The organism is Paenibacillus sp. FSL R5-0473, assembly GCF_038004565.1.
Lineage (GTDB): Bacteria > Bacillota > Bacilli > Paenibacillales > Paenibacillaceae > Paenibacillus > Paenibacillus amylolyticus.
On the sequence record NZ_JBBORL010000001.1, the window covers coordinates 5,547,418 to 5,563,496 of the forward strand.

At 47.3% G+C, this 16,079-nt stretch carries 11 protein-coding genes, 17 tRNA genes and 1 rRNA gene; 6 read left to right on the forward strand and 23 right to left on the reverse strand.

The window, feature by feature from the left end:
• Positions 1–196: 196 nt before the first annotated feature.
• Both MKY28_RS24310 and MKY28_RS24315 read left to right on the forward strand, forming a co-directional pair.
• Positions 197–1,609: an N-acetylmuramoyl-L-alanine amidase family protein gene (locus tag MKY28_RS24310; protein WP_340937267.1), complete on the forward strand. Its 1,413-nt coding sequence runs from the start codon at positions 197–199 to the stop codon at positions 1,607–1,609.
• Between the two features lie 73 nt (positions 1,610–1,682).
• Positions 1,683–2,204 (forward strand): GerMN domain-containing protein, encoded by a 522-nt coding sequence (locus MKY28_RS24315; protein WP_340937268.1) that lies wholly within the window; start codon positions 1,683–1,685, stop codon positions 2,202–2,204.
• A 76-nt stretch (positions 2,205–2,280) separates the two neighbouring features.
• Here MKY28_RS24315 and MKY28_RS24320 read toward each other — a convergent pair whose 3' ends face one another.
• The 4 genes from MKY28_RS24320 to MKY28_RS24335 all read right to left on the reverse strand — a co-directional run bounded on the left by MKY28_RS24320 (position 2,281) and on the right by MKY28_RS24335 (position 7,779).
• Positions 2,281–3,870, reverse strand: coding sequence for an MBL fold metallo-hydrolase (locus MKY28_RS24320; protein WP_340937269.1), 1,590 nt, complete (start codon positions 3,868–3,870; stop codon positions 2,281–2,283).
• The gene (locus MKY28_RS24325) at positions 3,867–5,537 is read right to left on the reverse strand and encodes an ABC transporter permease (RefSeq protein ID WP_340938034.1); all 1,671 of its coding nucleotides are present in this window, start codon (positions 5,535–5,537) and stop codon (positions 3,867–3,869) included. The genes MKY28_RS24320 and MKY28_RS24325 overlap by 4 nt, the downstream gene beginning before the upstream one ends.
• 81 nt (positions 5,538–5,618) lie before the next feature.
• Entirely contained in the window at positions 5,619–6,692 is a 1,074-nt protein-coding gene (locus MKY28_RS24330; protein WP_076253948.1) for an ABC transporter substrate-binding protein, read from the reverse strand.
• Positions 6,693–6,762: 70 nt separating this feature from the next.
• Positions 6,763–7,779, reverse strand: coding sequence for an ABC transporter ATP-binding protein (locus tag MKY28_RS24335; protein WP_076254002.1), 1,017 nt, complete (start codon positions 7,777–7,779; stop codon positions 6,763–6,765).
• A 368-nt stretch (positions 7,780–8,147) separates the two neighbouring features.
• On the opposite strand from MKY28_RS24335, the gene MKY28_RS24340 reads away from it, so the two are divergent.
• The 4 genes from MKY28_RS24340 to MKY28_RS24355 all read left to right on the forward strand — a co-directional run bounded on the left by MKY28_RS24340 (position 8,148) and on the right by MKY28_RS24355 (position 13,264).
• Positions 8,148–9,056: a LysR family transcriptional regulator gene (locus MKY28_RS24340; protein WP_076253950.1), complete on the forward strand. Its 909-nt coding sequence runs from the start codon at positions 8,148–8,150 to the stop codon at positions 9,054–9,056.
• A gap of 146 nt (positions 9,057–9,202) precedes the next feature.
• The gene (locus MKY28_RS24345) at positions 9,203–10,063 is read left to right on the forward strand and encodes a hypothetical protein (protein ID WP_340937271.1); all 861 of its coding nucleotides are present in this window, start codon (positions 9,203–9,205) and stop codon (positions 10,061–10,063) included.
• Between the two features lie 374 nt (positions 10,064–10,437).
• Positions 10,438–12,120 carry a helix-turn-helix domain-containing protein gene (locus tag MKY28_RS24350; RefSeq protein WP_036672996.1) on the forward strand — a complete coding sequence of 561 codons (1,683 nt, stop codon included), beginning with the start codon at positions 10,438–10,440 and terminating at the stop codon, positions 12,118–12,120.
• Between the two features lie 97 nt (positions 12,121–12,217).
• Positions 12,218–13,264, forward strand: coding sequence for an ABC transporter substrate-binding protein (locus MKY28_RS24355; RefSeq protein ID WP_036672994.1), 1,047 nt, complete (start codon positions 12,218–12,220; stop codon positions 13,262–13,264).
• 223 nt (positions 13,265–13,487) lie between these two features.
• Here MKY28_RS24355 and MKY28_RS24360 read toward each other — a convergent pair whose 3' ends face one another.
• The 19 genes from MKY28_RS24360 to rrf form a co-directional block, all read right to left on the reverse strand.
• Positions 13,488–14,093: a short chain dehydrogenase gene (locus MKY28_RS24360; RefSeq protein WP_076329870.1), complete on the reverse strand. Its 606-nt coding sequence runs from the start codon at positions 14,091–14,093 to the stop codon at positions 13,488–13,490.
• Between the two features lie 185 nt (positions 14,094–14,278).
• A tRNA-Gly gene (locus MKY28_RS24365) sits at positions 14,279–14,349 on the reverse strand.
• Positions 14,350–14,361: 12 nt separating this feature from the next.
• Positions 14,362–14,435: transfer RNA gene (locus tag MKY28_RS24370), tRNA-Pro, on the reverse strand.
• 16 nt (positions 14,436–14,451) lie between these two features.
• Positions 14,452–14,528: transfer RNA gene (locus MKY28_RS24375), tRNA-Arg, on the reverse strand.
• Positions 14,529–14,534: 6 nt separating this feature from the next.
• Positions 14,535–14,609 (reverse strand) — tRNA-Gly (locus MKY28_RS24380).
• An 8-nt stretch (positions 14,610–14,617) separates the two neighbouring features.
• Positions 14,618–14,704: transfer RNA gene (locus MKY28_RS24385), tRNA-Leu, on the reverse strand.
• 9 nt (positions 14,705–14,713) lie between these two features.
• Positions 14,714–14,789, reverse strand: a tRNA-Lys gene (locus MKY28_RS24390).
• A 9-nt stretch (positions 14,790–14,798) separates the two neighbouring features.
• A tRNA-Gln gene (locus tag MKY28_RS24395) sits at positions 14,799–14,873 on the reverse strand.
• A gap of 11 nt (positions 14,874–14,884) precedes the next feature.
• Positions 14,885–14,960: transfer RNA gene (locus tag MKY28_RS24400), tRNA-His, on the reverse strand.
• Between the two features lie 97 nt (positions 14,961–15,057).
• Positions 15,058–15,133 (reverse strand) — tRNA-Thr (locus MKY28_RS24405).
• A 23-nt stretch (positions 15,134–15,156) separates the two neighbouring features.
• A tRNA-Asp gene (locus MKY28_RS24410) sits at positions 15,157–15,234 on the reverse strand.
• Positions 15,235–15,261: 27 nt separating this feature from the next.
• Positions 15,262–15,335: transfer RNA gene (locus MKY28_RS24415), tRNA-Met, on the reverse strand.
• Positions 15,336–15,352: 17 nt separating this feature from the next.
• Positions 15,353–15,428: transfer RNA gene (locus MKY28_RS24420), tRNA-Val, on the reverse strand.
• Between the two features lie 6 nt (positions 15,429–15,434).
• Positions 15,435–15,506, reverse strand: a tRNA-Glu gene (locus tag MKY28_RS24425).
• 15 nt (positions 15,507–15,521) lie between these two features.
• Positions 15,522–15,613 (reverse strand) — tRNA-Ser (locus MKY28_RS24430).
• 3 nt (positions 15,614–15,616) lie between these two features.
• Positions 15,617–15,692, reverse strand: a tRNA-Asn gene (locus MKY28_RS24435).
• Position 15,693: 1 nt separating this feature from the next.
• A tRNA-Ala gene (locus tag MKY28_RS24440) sits at positions 15,694–15,769 on the reverse strand.
• A gap of 33 nt (positions 15,770–15,802) precedes the next feature.
• A tRNA-Ile gene (locus MKY28_RS24445) sits at positions 15,803–15,876 on the reverse strand.
• A 59-nt stretch (positions 15,877–15,935) separates the two neighbouring features.
• A 5S ribosomal RNA gene (rrf, locus tag MKY28_RS24450) occupies positions 15,936–16,052 on the reverse strand.
• Between the last annotated feature and the right edge of the window lie 27 nt (positions 16,053–16,079).

A 16,079-nucleotide genomic window follows, 5' to 3' on the forward strand; every position in this document is an offset into this window, starting at 1 on the left:
ACATTATATGAAATTTAATTACATCATTGAAAATAAAAAGAGAAATATTCATCCCATTTGCGATCACACATCATGTTTTCTTCCATCAATTGATAATTAGATATCAGAAGAGAAACATTTTTACATTTTTACCGTTTATATTATGTAGGGATATTTTGAAATTAAGAAAATGATCTAATATTAGTCGAGGTGCATAATGAAGAAAACCATTTTACTACTGTTTTTGAGTCTATTCTTACTCGTTTTGCTCCCTAATCAGGGAAATGCCGCTGCAAGCACGTCGAAAATCTTTATGGATGGAGAGGAATTAGTCCTCCCAAGTGATGTACAGGTGACGATTATCAATAAAAACGTGATGATCCCGATTCGTGTCGTTGCCGAAAATTTGAAATTCAAAGTCGATTGGAACCAACAAGCACGCACTGTAAAAATTCAGCAAGATCAACAGACGATTTCCCTAACCGTCGATCAAAAGCAAGCCATGGTTGCTGACAAACAAGTCACTTTGAACACAGCACCGCAGATTTTGAATAAAACGCTGGTGGTTCCCATTCGATTTGTTAGTGAACAGATGGGGCTTAAGGTGAGATGGAACAATCAAGACAAGATCGTATACTTAACAAACACCAGTAAGGAACCTGCTATTGAACCAGGAAATAGTCCTGGAAAAGGGGATTCAAGCTCTACCGCTCAGGTTACCGATATCCAATTTGCCAATAATCAGCTCGTTTTATCCACCGATGGGGCCGTTCAGCCGATAGTAACGACCCTCAAGTACCCTGATCGTCTGGTTGTGGACTTGCCCGGATCCACCTTTGGTGATATCTCCCAGCCGCTGGATCAAGGACTCAATGGCAAGTTGGATGTGAGCGGTTATCCCAATGTGACAGAAGTGAGATATTCACTGTTCAAACGAGAACCGGCACAAGTTCGCATTGTCGTAGAATTGAATAATGTGAAGGATGTCCAGTACAACCAGAACGTCATTGCCGACAAACTGATTATTGATCTGAATGTTGCGGGTGACAATGTCACACCTGCTCCAGTCACTCCAGTAGGCGACTCAGGACGCAAGGTTGTGGTCATCGATCCAGGACACGGTGGCAGTGATCCAGGGACGATCAGCATCACGAACAAACCCGAAAAGGAATACAATTTGGCATTAGCTCACAAAGTACAAGCCCTGCTGCTCAATGAACCTAATATCGAATTGGTGATGACTCGTGAAGGTGATACCTATCCGACCCGCCCTGAGCGTGTTCAACTCGCCAATCAATTAAATGCGGATGTATTTGTATCTATCCATGGCAATAGCGTGAAGTCCGCCCCCCAAGCCACAGGTACAGAGACATATTATTATCAACGCAGTAATAGTAAGGAATTAGCCACTATCATTCATCAACGTTTGTTGAAAGCCATGGGGCTTAGAGATCGTGGTGTGAAAAATGGCAACTTGGAAGTGATCCGAGACACGACCATGCCTGCGGTGCTTTTGGAAGTGGGATTCTTGAGTAATGTGCTCGATGAAGAACTGATGTCGTCCGATGAAGTTCAGATGAGAGCCGCTCAAGCGATAGCCGATGGAATCAAGGAGTATTTGGGCCTATAAATCATCAAATAAATCAGATAAAGGAAGTGATTCTTTGAATAAGAAGCTAGGTTGTGCACTTATATTATCATGCTTGATCCTTATCGGAGTTGGATGTGCCCAGAAGCCAGTGAGCCAATCCGGTTCGAATGAACCTGCTGTTCAGGGAGGACAGACGCAGGCACCAAACCCATCCGAAACGGAGGTGGATCTGGGCACAATGAATACACAAGTCGTCGATGTATATTTGGCAGACTCTCAGGTACTTGAGCTAGAGAAAACAGAGCAGGAAATTGAGTACAAGGATGACTCCGAAAAATATGAAAAAACATTTGCAGCGTTGCAAACGAACACCGATTCAGAGCTTGTTTCCCTCTGGGAGCAGGTGGAATTGCTCTCTGTCCAATATGCTGAGGGTACGGTGACTTTGGATGTTCATATCCCCGCTGAAGCGAACCTCGGTACCAGTGGAGAATTGCTCGCATTGGAAGCTTTAACAACAACGATGTTTCAATTTGATGAAGTGAAGAGTCTGGATATACTGGTGGATGGTGAAGCCGTTGATAGTTTGATGGGGCATGCCGAACTGGAGCACCCCATTCATCGCGAACCCTAAATGATCAGACAACAATGGAAAAAGAACGTCCCCAGGGACGTTCCAATCTGACGCATCAATTCGATTCATGCACAATTCACACATATAGCTCGTCACCAGCAGACAGTGAATGTATCACTGTTCCCGGTGACGGGCTATTTCTGAGCAATCCTTCTTTTAATCTGTCCGTCTCTGCCCGGTCAGCATGCACAAGGACCGTATGCCTTGCTGGAACCTGATGCAGCATCCGTTCAACATCCTTCCAGCCCTGATGCACTTTATAACGTATTTTCCGCACATCACACACGCCATACTTGTCAGGAACCCGTAGCAACTTATCAGCAAATGTGCCATGAGCAACATGCCCGGTGAGCAGAATCAGATTCTCCTCCCTGTCCGATAATTGACTATAGTACCAACGGGCAAGCGAGGACTGCATCATACCGTCCGGAATGAACCATAGCGAAGCAACATGATGTTCCAACAGTTGTTCCCGCTCTTGGGTGGTTGTAGGCAGATCCCATCCTCGTCCGGTCAGAAAGCCATCAATTTTGTCTTTCAACGAACTTCCGATGACATGCTCTCCCTTCTCCCTCAACCAATACGGAACATGCATAAGCTGCTTCATACCGTCCACCAGCCCTTGTTCCACTACGATTGGAATAGCCGGGAATTGTTGCTGTGCCCACAGTATGATCTCCTGTCCACGCCCTACGACAGGCATAGGTAAGAGCACCTTTCCACCTTGAGCAATCGTCTGGCGAATGGCTTGTTCCAGCTGTTCCAGTTTGTCGGCCTGTGTATCCTGGTCCGTACCGTAGGCCGCATCAATGATCGCCAGATCTACCAGCCCGACGGGAGATATTGGCGCAGCGTCTGCTACGTTTGCTCTGACCGCTTTGCCTGCTCCATCTGCTCCGTTGGATGTGAAATTTCTCTGCTTCATGGGTATCTCCATGGATACGAGTGTGCTTGACGATGTCTCTGATGCAACAGATTTCTGATCTGGTGACGTTATGAGTTCTCCAGCCTTTTGCCTACTGTTTATAACGATTAGTTCCTCCGCGCCCCACTGTTCACTGCTCGGAGTATCGAACAACGTATCTTCACGAATCATGTTTTCCCGTAAGAACGCCTCCGCTGGACAATCCTCCTGTAAAAGCATCGATTCTGACGTGTAGTCCCCGGAATAAAAAATCCGCTTGCCTTCCATTTCAACCCCAAACCACACCGATCCAGCCAGATGTCCACTCCGGCCCCACATCACTTTTACTCCAGGAATGGGTTCGAACCAGGTTTGGGATACAACCTCGTCCTCCAGATACCGATAACGAATAGCTTGCTCATCTGCTTCATCATAAGGAAGTTCTTCCCCTACACGCTCTACAAACCTACGCCAGTTGGCAAAATACGTACGCAGCTGCGCCCTCGTCTCCCTCGTCGTCCACACTTCACCCTGGTAGCCCAACTTATACAGTAAAGGGATAGCGACCGAATGGTCCTCATGGGCGTGGGACAACAGGACCGCATCCAGTTGCGGGACAATCTCCGGGTCAATCATCGGATACTCGCCCGTGCCTTCTTTTTTCACACCACAATCCAGCAAAAGGTGGAACTGGCTCCCGCTCAGGAGATAGGCGGAACGTCCGTGTTCCCCTGCACCGCCCCATACGTTCAGTTTGATCATGATGCATTCCACTTTCTCTTTGAATTCAGCAGTTCAATTCCAAGCAGCATCAGCACCGTCATGCCTACAGTCACAACAGCCATTGCCATTCCCAACGACACCTGACCTTGTTCAAACTGGGCAAAAATATACGTAGCCGACGTCTGCATCGACGGCGGAAGAATCAATAACGAACCTACCAGCTCCCGGGTAGCAATCGTAAAGGTCATCATCCAACCGGCCAACATGCCGGGCAGGATCAGCGGGATCAGGATTCGCCGCAGAATATACAGCGGCTTCCCGCCAAAGACTTGCCCAGCCTGGAACAACGTTCCGTCAATCTGGGTAAAGCTCGATTTTACATACTGCACGGTGTAAGGCAAGAAGAGCACAACGTACGTGAGCACAACCATGCCATAGGTGTTATACAACGTAACTGGCATCCAGGGTGAGTTCCAGAATAGAATCAGACCCACGACCATCACGATACCCGGCACCGTATTAGGCAACAGACTGAACAAGTCAATTACACGCTGCATGAATGAAGATGATCTGCCGATCGCCAGCGCAAATCCAGTTCCGATAATAACAGCGACCGTTGAAGCCGCAAGGGATAGACCGAGACTGTTCCCGATGGCCTTCATGCTCACCGATCCCCAAGATAACAGCTCTTTGTAATGATCCAAGGTCAGATTATCAAATGCAATTCCCGATCCCCGTAACTTCATGGTCGAAGCGGCAATGATGGAGAAATACGGGATACCTATCGACAGGATCAACAGAATCGCAAGATACACCCCGCATAACCATCCTGCTCCGCCACGAAGAGAATATCGCTTCGAACGTTGCCCTTTGCCACCGACCAGACGATACGTGAACTTTCGACTCATGGCAGACTGCATATACCACATCACCAGACAGACGGACAACAGCACCGATGCCAGCGAAGTCGCCTTGCCGAAGTCAATCGGCCAACTGGAGATGTACTTATGGATCTCGGAGGTCATGACATAATAGCCAATCTTGCGCCCGAAGGTTGCCGGAGTTCCGAATTCCGCAATCGTTTTGACAAAGACCAGCATGATCCCCATGCCGTAGGACGACAACAATAAGGGTAAAATAATACGTCTGAAACGGTATCCTGCACGTGCACCGTGCACAGCTCCCGCTTCTTCGAGATTGCCACCGATGCGGATCAACGCATCTCGAAGCAGCAGATACAGGAACGGGAACAGGTGCAAGCTCATGATGAGCACCATGCCCCAGAAGCTGAAGAACAGCTCACTCCAAACCGCAGATGAGGGCACCCATTGCTGCAGATATCCCCCTTTTTGCATAAACAGAATCCAGCCCATCGATCCGATATACGGCGGAGTCATGAACGGAATCATCAGGATTACATCGACCCAGCGATGCTCGCCCATTCGGGTCTTCGCCATCATCCAGGCCAGCGGCAGCGCCAGCAGCGTAGTTACCGCTACAACGCATATGCCAAGCCAGACGGAATTCAGCAATACACCTGATAGATGATGACCTGTAATCGTGCGAATCGGAGCCATCCAATCCCACTGCCCGTCCGGATACACACTTTGCCAGAAGATCAGCAAGAGCGGTACGCCAATGCTTATGGTCAGCAGAAAGAGGGCCAGAATCACGCCCACTCTCCGAAAAATTCGGTTGTTGTCCATTACAACAGGTTTCACTACGTTCACCTCACATGACTTTCCACAGACAGCAGGTATTCCTTTTGCCTAGTTGTCTCTATCCTATTATTTAAAAGTCTCGGAAAAACGTGCCGCTGTTTCTTCACCATGCTCACTCATCCAGTTCCAATCGACTTTAAGTTGTGGAATATCCTTCACATTGGCACGGTTAGTCGCTTCAATGTCTTCGCGGCCCGGGATCAGATAGGCATCTGCAACAAGCTTCTGTGCTTCATCGGACAACAAGTAGTCAATGAACGCTTTGGCATTCTCTACATTTGGGCTGGATTTCAGAATCGCTGCCGGTCTTGGGCTGATTACCGTGCCTTCCTCAGGATATACGATATCCAGTGGTTCGCCTTTTGCCTTGGAGGAATACGCCATGTAGTCCACACCTGCTGCTACGATGCTTTTGGCACCCGTAATGACTGGATCAAGTGCTTCCTGATTGGCACCTGCCATCGCTACACCATTGGCTTTATAGGCGCTCAACAGATCCCATCCTTTTTCACCATTCGCACTCAGGTATCCTGTGATGAAGTCGAGTGCTGAACCTGATAATGTAGGGTCAGGAATGTTTACTGCATCTTTCCACGCAGGCGTAGCCAGCTCTGCCCAACTTGTTGGTGGTGTAGATACCAGTTTGGTGTTATACACAATCCCCAGTGCGGAAGCACTGCTGCTAAAATAGTTGCCCTCTGCATCCGACCAGTCCTTGTTCAACTTGTCTGCATTGGCTGCTTCAGGGTATGGCATAGTCAGTCCATCGGCTTTCAGAGCCTGTGCGGAAGGTAAAGAAGCCAGAATTACAACGTCTGCAACCGGATTGGATTTCTCAGCTTCCATACGAGCCAGAATTTTTCCTGTCGTTCCCTGAAACATCTCAACTTCGATCCCTGTTTTGTCTGTAAATCCGCTCACGATGTTATCTGCCAGCTTCTGTGGGCCAGCACTGTACAAGACCAACTTGCCACCAGCCGGTTTCGTTGTTTCCGCCGCTGCTGCCGTGCTACCTTCACCCGCGGGTTGTGCCGCGTTGCCTGTGGTCGAGTTCCCTGTACTACATCCGAACAAACTGATACTCATTACCGCTGTTAATAACAGCATTGCGCTCTTTTTCCGTGTTTTCATACCCAACATATTCGTCCATCTCCCCTGGTTTCTTATAAAATGTGTACTTCTGCTTCCAACTGCGTGCTCGTTCAACAATCTAATATGCCACTGCGATCGCTTCGTTCTGCTTCACACTCGGGTGGTCATAACCATCCATTCGGCATATCCGCTCAGGGGTTACATAGAGCTGCACTCGCTCCCCTACGCGCGCCCTTTGGTTCATATAGGCTGTCCATATGCCCAGCCCTTCCATCTGCACTCGTACTTCATATCGTTCACCTACATAGCTGACACTAAGTACCGTCCCCGGATAACACAGATCGTCATGACCTGTTTTGTTCCAGGTGACATGCTCTGGACGCACCATCGATTGATTAGGCGTGAGCCAGTTGGACTTTCCGATAAACGAAGCGACATACGGATCACTTGGCGCCGAGTAGATCGTTTCCGGGCTTCCCTTTTGCAATATCCGCCCCTTCTGCATCACCACAATCTCATCCGACATCGACATCGCCTCGATCTGATCATGTGTGACGTACAGCGCAGTCAATCCCATGTCCCGAACCAGTGACATCATCTCAATCCGCATCTCTTCCCGGAGTACAGCATCCAGTGCGCTCAGTGGTTCATCGAACAGGATCACACCAGGTCTGACCGCTACGGCTCTGGCAAAAGCAACCCGTTGCTGCTGTCCACCAGACAGCTGATGAGGATATCGGTCTTCCATGCCTTGCAGGCGAACCATGCCAAGGGCTTCATTCACCTTTTGTCGCAGATCAGATTTCTGTTTTCCAGCCTTCAGGCCAAACGCTACATTTTCGTATACGGTCATATGCGGCCATAATGCAAAATCCTGAAACACCATGCCCAGATTACGCTTGTGTGTAGGTATATCAATCCGCTTCGCCGCAGAGTAGATACACTGACCATCTGCACGAATCTCCCCCGCGTCCGGCTGTTCCAGCCCGGCTAACATGCGGAGCAGTGTTGTTTTGCCACAGCCCGATGGGCCGAGCAGGGTCGTGAACTTTCCATGTTCAAGCGTTAGATCTGTTGGCAGCAGTGCGGGTGTTTGATTAAATGATTTTTGAATTCCTGTCATCTCTAATTTCATAAGCATCCCTGCCTGTCTTCTGTTACTTAATCTCTTGCACTGTTCTCAGTCTAACGTCCGCTTTCGCGAGTTGTATGTCTTGTATGTAAAATTGGAATTAACTTTTTAGATGAATTCTGTTGATGTTCATAGATTAAATCTATAGTAGGTGAACTAAATTAATTTTCATGTTGTCGCTTCGATTACAGCACCATCTTCCGATCGCTGTTATCCCCAGATTTCTTATATTCCCTTTATGAAGGGAGAAATCCGGGGATAAAGGCGAACGCTTTGCTTCTTCAGATTGGTTCTGTACTCTCCGTCTTTATGAAAAACATTAGATCATCTTATATATTGGGGCTAGTAGAAGTGAGAGGAGTGTCGGGACATTGAATCTGATCAAATTACAAATTGTAGAACTGATCGACAAACATCATCACATGACAAGCGTGGCCGAGTTACTGGGGATCAAGCAACCTACCGTTACATTTCATATGAAGTCATTGGAGGAAGAGATGGGCGTGCGATTATTCGAATCGCGTAGTGGAAAGACATTTTTAACCGAAGCCGGACAGGCTTTGCTCCACTATTCCGTCAAAATCAATGCTCTGACCCAAGAGGCACGACGGGTCGTAAAGGAATATGACAGCCTCTATCGGGGCACCCTGCACATTGGAGCAAGCTATGTACCGGCTACATATTTGCTGCCCACCATACTCAATACCTTTTCTCAGGAATTCCCGGGCATTCGTATCGTCTTATCCGTCAAACCATCACCTGTTATTCGCGAAATGTTAATTCGTCATCAGATTGATCTGGGTGTGATCTCTTCCGAGCCATTTGTTGGCCCTGCCCTGCAAGCAGAGACGTTATGTGAAGACGACCTGGTATTAATCTGCTCTCCGCAACATGGGTTGGCCCAGAAGGATGCATTAACACCTGATCATATCGCGCAGATTCCTTTTGCCTTACATGGCAATGAATCCAGTACTCGTCGGTTAACCAATCAATGGCTTGCGCAACATGACATTCGTTTGCGTAGCACGGTGGAGATGGATTCCCTGGAAGCGATCAAACAGCTGGTGTTAATCGGGGGGCATGTCTCATTCATGTCTCGTATGGCGGTACAGTGGGAGGAACAGCACGGGCTCATTCAAGTTCTTCCCATTCCCGGAGAGCAAGCGCCGCGCCATATCTATACGGTACATAACAAGGATCGCCACCCTTCCGTTCAGGTAAACCGCTTCAAAGAAGTGCTGCGAGAGGTGAGTCACGGCTTCCCCATTTTCCATGGCTGATTGCCCTGATCCGCTATAAACTATCGTTTGCCATTCATCAAATCTATACAGGGTTAACGCAATGTGCGCTTCCCTTTAATCGCTTTCATATATTCAGGCGATAAAGTGAGTCTGTACGTTAATCCAGATTAGGAGAGTGATTGGTTTTGAAAAAGTGGAAAAAGGTAACCGCCTCATTGATGTTGAGCATCGTAACATTGGGAAGTGGAATGACATTTCTGGGAGCACCCCAGGCTTCAGCTGCTGCCAATGCCGTTCCTGCTTATGAAGTAAAGTTTCTGGCCAAGCCGGAACTTGTATTGAATACAGATGGGACACCACGCAGTGAAGTGATCCAGACACTCGGCCTAAATTCCACGCCAAGAAATATTAACGTAGAGTACTTCGAGACCAATGCTCTCGGATTGAATCAACAAGGATGGAACGTTCGTTTTCGCAAAAAGGATGACAAGAATAACTACGAATTGACTTATAAAAAACGCTACCCTGTAATCAATGGCGACATCAACGCAGCGCTGACTCTGGCTAACCAAGAGGGATTTGATAAATCGGATGATAACTACGAGGCTGAGATTGATTGGGGATACGGCAAACAGACGCTGAGCTTCTCCAACACCAAAAAAGTCGATACCAAAGCGACAGGAGTCCAACTTCCTTCGCAGCAAGAAGCCTTGAACATGTTACTGGACAAGCTTCCGGGCAAATTGAAAAACTGGTCTGCCTCCAACTGGGGCAAGCAGCAATTGACTCAATCCCGTGCATATGGTCCAATCACATTCCAACGATATGAAGGTACATGGAGTGGTCAAGAGCTTACACTCGAAGTATGGCCGATCCGTGACGCAGCAGGTACAGGTATTGAGAATATCGTAGAGGTTTCTTTCAAAACCGATGATACTGAAGCCGTATCCGGACTGCGTACCCAACTGTTGCAGTTGCTGGAGAACAACAACTGGCTGATTCCGGCTGATGGCTTGAAGACACAGACGATTCTGGAAAGATACTAATCGCAAGCTCTAATTAAAAAGACAAGTTCCTCTTCCTGCGGACATCTTAGGAGAGGGGCTTGTCTTTTTTTGCGTAGTGAATTAAATGATCTGTTATTTAAGTAATTCTACGATTAACATCAGTTAAGATTTTCAATAATTATTCGCTCAACGGTTTAGATGATGGGAACTATGTATTGGCTATTTTCCAACTCGGTAACCTATTTCAATTCAAGTTATAGTGGAGAGTTACGCGGTTCAATGATTAGAATTCGCTATTTCATTTTCATATTATCATATGGACTTCTTATTTGAATGACAATATGCGATAATTGATAATTATTCTCAAATACATCATATGTAATGTTACTATTGCAAGTTAAGGAGGGATTCTGGTGACTTTGCAAGTCTTTCCACTGATATCTAACGGTGACCATACCCGTGACCTATATGCAAGATTCAAGACATCCGAAGTTCTCGATCAAGCGTCTTTTCTTGCCCCATTCGTATTAGCGGACTCACATCTTCTGCTCATCTGTACTGGCGGTGAAGCCGATATCCGTATTGGGCATAGGCTGAATCATGCCACACTCGGCAAGATGTATCTGATCCTGCCAGGAACAGCGATAGAATATACAACGGATGAGGTTCATCCTTTACAGGGCATCGCGATATATTTTGATATGTTGAAGCCTCTCTCCGACATCAATAAAGCTACTTCCGGATCTACTGTAATGGAGGTATACCAAAAAGGGTTACTTCGTTCGGCTTATGCCGATGAGTTACCGCATGAACTTTTTCAGGAATGTACCAGAATTGCCTCACAGCTCCATGAATGCATCTCTGTACCTCAAGAAAATCGTCCATTTCGTATTCAGACTTTGATGCATGAATTGTTAACCCATGTGTATGCTCCTCCCAAAGAAAGTGCAATAGGAGATTCCGAACACACCTCTGCTTTGGATCAAACGCTTGAACTTATTGAGCTTGGATATGCTGAGCATCTTTCTCGTGAAGTTCTTGCCGGAGTGGCAGGCATGAGTGTGTGGCACTATTCGCGGGTATTCAAAAACAGCACTGGCATCAGTCCCATGGAATACGTGAATAGCATCCGCATGGACCGGGCCAAAGAGATGCTGCTCGTCCCCGGCCAAACCATCAAACATATCGCCTCACAGGTTGGTTTTCAGGACGAGTTTTACTTTAGTCGCAAATTCAAAAAATATGTTGGCGTGTCTCCCTCTACCTATCAACGACAGAAACGCAGTAAAATTGCCGCTCTCTCCTTCGGAACCACTGGCCATCTGCTGGCATTACAGATCATCCCCCATGCGGCATTGATCGATAACCGACGGGATCAACACAGGAATCTGTTTTTCTCGAATATCCCTTATCATCTGGGACGTAGCAAACGCATGAATCCTCGTATCTGGCAAACCAACGTTGAGTTGTTGATGCAAGCGAGCCCTGACCTCATACTCTGTAATGAGTACGAAGCCAATACGTTAAAAAGAACGCTACAGCGAATTGCGCCTACCATCGTTATCCCATGGAAAGGATTGAGCTGGCGGGAACACTTCATACAAGTTGCCTCCATTGTGGGACAGCAACAAGATGCTCAGCAATGGTTGGAGCAGTACGATGACAAGGTAATCCAAGCCAAAGAGCAGCTTACTCATTTAATCGGTAAGGATACGGTCTCCATTATTCATATCATGATGGGTCATCTGTTAATCTACGGGCGACGCAATGGGGGCGCTGTTCTATATAACGACCTGGGCGTGGCGCCTTCACATGATCTGCTTCCAGGGCAAGTCTATCGTGCATTGGATGAACAGGAGTTGCCTCAAATGGTTGGAGATCGCATGTTACTGATTGTGGACCAGGACTCAGAATCCCAGCAACGTTGGCATAAACTACAACATACTCAGCAATGGCAAGATTTGATGCCTGTGCAGAACCAACATGTATATCTGCTAGATGAAATGCCGTGGTTGGATTATTCACCATATGCTCATGATCAGATCATCGATGAAACCCTGAAACTTTTTGGTGGAACTCAGCACATTAATCCATGACCGGATAGCACAGAAGGCTATGTCTCCCCCAACATGAGACCGCTACAATATAAAGTGTACTGAGAATCAATATCATTAGAAACACAGGGGGATTATGATGTACAAACAGCAATATGTCAAAATAACGGGGATCCTGTTCATACTCGCGATGTTACTTGTTGCGTGTGGACAGACACCTGCAAGCACTTCGCAGCCATCTGCAGATGGCGTAAAATCAGCTGCGGGGACAGATGGGGACTCATCCACTGAATCAGCTACTAAGACCGTGGAGAGCGCCAGTGGCAGCAAAGAAATCCCGGCACATCCCGAACGGATTGTGTCCATTAATATGGAGGACATTCTCCTCTCCTTGGAGGTACCACTGGTACTTGCTACACCTATTGGTCGGCAAGATTACCTGAATGAGCAACTTGAAGCTCAAGGCGTGGATGTCGAACCCATCAATGAAAGTGTCAATTTTGAAGCTGTAGTCAGCGCCAATCCGGACCTCATTATTGCCAATGCCAGTTTGGATGCCAAAATTCTCGAACAACTCGAGAAGATCGCGCCTACGATCACTTATGATCGCCGTAATTGGCAGGAATCTATCGTGCAGGTAGCTACTGCGCTAGATATTGAAGAGCGGGCTGAACAGCTTTTACAAAAAAATAAAGACCAAGTAACTGAATCTCAGAAGGTTGCAGCCGATATCACCAAGACCAAACCTACAGCTGCATTCCTGCGCCTGGAAGAGAAGGATATGCGTTTGTTCTTCTCTTCCATTCCATCCACGCCATTCCCAGCTTCCAGTTATGTAGGAGCGGGTTATGAGGTTGGATTCACTCCCGATGCTCTCGTTACCAAACTCGAGGCAGAGAACCCGGATCGGATGAATGCCAGTATCTCGGTAGAACTTTTGCCTGAAATCAAAGCAGACTATCTGTTTATCGTGTCCATTAGCTCAGATGGGTCAGCTGAAGCGTTGCAAAAAACAAAAGATGAACTCAATGAAATCCAGCAACTCCAAGTATGGAAAAGCCTACCCGCTGTCCAAAATGGTCATGTCTATGTCCTCAATGCTAAGAAATGGCTCATTGACGGCCCCATTGCCGAATCGCTCAAACGTAATGAAATGCTCGAAGTTCTTGGGCTACCTGCTCCATAATAGTCAATATACCTCTGTTTCATCCACAACAAACAAAAGGAGATTCACCGGATTTTCGGTGGATCTCCTTTTGTTTTAATATTTCAAATGGCCTCATTCAGTTCTGTTTCATGAAAAATCATTCTACATGCTTAACAGCTAAATGTATTTCATGTACACCTTTCTCATCCTGCAATTAATTAGGGATAGGTAATCATCAAAATCATATATAACTTTCCGGCTTTTAATATATTTTGAAATTTTGGGCTGTTTCAATCCCAAGTGCACTCTGGATAAACGTATTAGCCACTTTCTCTACAGGTACAGGATTAAATCCAATAAAGAAATCCTTATATTTTTCCGCAGACTCTACAAACAGATTAGGACTAACCGAATTCAAACGAATGCCTCTTGGTAACTCAAACGCTGCCGCTTTGGCAAACGAATCAATAGCCCCATTGACCATAGCACTTGATGCACCTTGCTCAATAGGGTGGTCTTGTATAATGCCACTGACCAGCGTGAAACTCCCCTTGTCGTTAATATAGTGCTGTCCAATCAATACGATATTGACCTGTCCAAGCAGTTTACCCTGCACACTAATCATATTGTTCTCAGGTGTCAGTTCTTCGAGTTTCGCATAATGGGTCTGGCCCGCCGCCACAATGACGTAATCAATATTTCTCACCGTTTCGAAGAGGGTAGTGATACTCTCTGTCGAGGTCATATCCACCTGAACATCCCCGGATTGTCTACCTGCTGTAATAACCTCAACCGAATAATCTCTCAGTTTCGCAACAACAGCTTTACCTAGCGTTCCGTTTCCACCAATGACCAGAGCTCTTTTCATTACTGTTTGTCCTCCTTTATAAATAAATGCGGTTAATCAGATACGAATTGTTCTATTTATTTAAACAAAGATTCCATCCTTAATCAAATGACAATTGACCCTATTTTAAATAGAATACCCATATTCTTTTTAACACAAAAAAAAGCCCTTGCTATAAGCAAAGGCTCTTCTATATGTTACTAGGAAGCGGGTGATGGGAATCGAACCCACGCTATTAGCTTGGAAGGCTAAAGTTCTACCATTGAACTACACCCGCAAATAAAAAAAATCGGGATGACACGATTTGAACATGCGACCCCCTGGTCCCAAACCAGGTGCTCTACCAAGCTGAGCTACATCCCGATACTTATGAGAATAATGGCGCGCCCTGAGAGATTCGAACTCCCGGCCTTTTGATTCGTAGTCAAACGCTCTATCCAGCTGAGCTAAGGGCGCAAATATTGGAGCGGAAGACGGGAATCGAACCCGCGACCCTCGCCTTGGCAAGGCGATGCTCTACCGCTGAGCCACTTCCGCAAAACATATGGTGCGGTCGAGAGGACTCGAACCTCCACGGGGGTTAGCCCACACGGACCTGAACCGTGCGCGTCTGCCAATTCCGCCACGACCGCAAAATATAATGGTGAGTCATGAAGGGCTCGAACCTTCGACACCCTGATTAAAAGTCAGGTGCTCTACCAACTGAGCTAATGACTCGTAATGAAATGGCTGGGGATATAGGATTTGAACCTATGCATGACGGAGTCAAAGTCCGTTGCCTTACCGCTTGGCTAATCCCCATTAAAAAATCATGGGGCGATCGAGGGGAATTGAACCCCCGAATGCCGGATCCACAAACCGGTGCGTTAACCACTTCGCCACGACCGCCATAGAGTAAGCCATTCATCCACTAAGAGAATCTTAGTATTAACAATTTTACTTGTAATATACATTCTATCACAAATTCAGATGTAAATACTAAAAATGGTGCCGGCGAGAGGACTTGAACCCCCAACCTACTGATTACAAGTCAGTTGCTCTACCAGTTGAGCTACACCGGCACGGTGTATATTTAATTAAAAAATGGCGGAACCGACGGGATTCGAACCCGCGATCTCCTGCGTGACAGGCAGGCATGTTAGGCCAACTACACCACGGTTCCAGATCACTTTCTCAAAGGAAAGTATAATTGCGGGGGCAGGATTTGAACCTGCGGCCTTCGGGTTATGAGCCCGACGAGCTACCGGGCTGCTCCACCCCGCGTCGTTATAAAGTTTATATGGTGGAGGCTGAGGGGATCGAACCCCCGACCCTCTGCTTGTAAGGCAGATGCTCTCCCAGCTGAGCTAAGCCTCCATATTATGACCCGTAGGGGATTCGAACCCCTGTTACCTCCGTGAAAGGGAGGTGTCTTAACCCCTTGACCAACGGGCCTTGCTAAAAAAAATCTGGCGGAGAGAGAGGGATTCGAACCCTCGAGACGCTTGTGACGCCTACACGATTTCCAATCGTGCTCCTTCGGCCAGCTCGGACACCTCTCCATATGGCTCCCCGAACAGGGCTCGAACCTGTGACAACTCGATTAACAGTCGAGTGCTCTACCAACTGAGCTATCAGGGAATGGTGGAGCCAAGCGGGATCGAACCGCTGACCTCCTGCTTGCAAGGCAGGCGCTCTCCCAGCTGAGCTATGGCCCCATACACTGTGTATTTCTTGTTGTGGTCTTGCTATGGGCCCTGGTGGACTCGAACCACCGGCCTCACCCTTATCAGAGGTGCGCTCTAACCAACTGAGCTAAGGGCCCTAATATATATCCCTTATTCCTTGGCAAGGGGGGCAAAAAAAATACCCCAAAGGGAAATCGCTTGGCGGCGTCCTACTCTCCCAGGACCCTGCGGTCCAAGTACCATCGGCGCTAGAGGGCTTAACGGTCGTGTTCGGGATGGGTACGTGTGGAACCCCTCCGCCATCGCCACCAAACGCATAGCTTAGCTTACATTCAGAGAT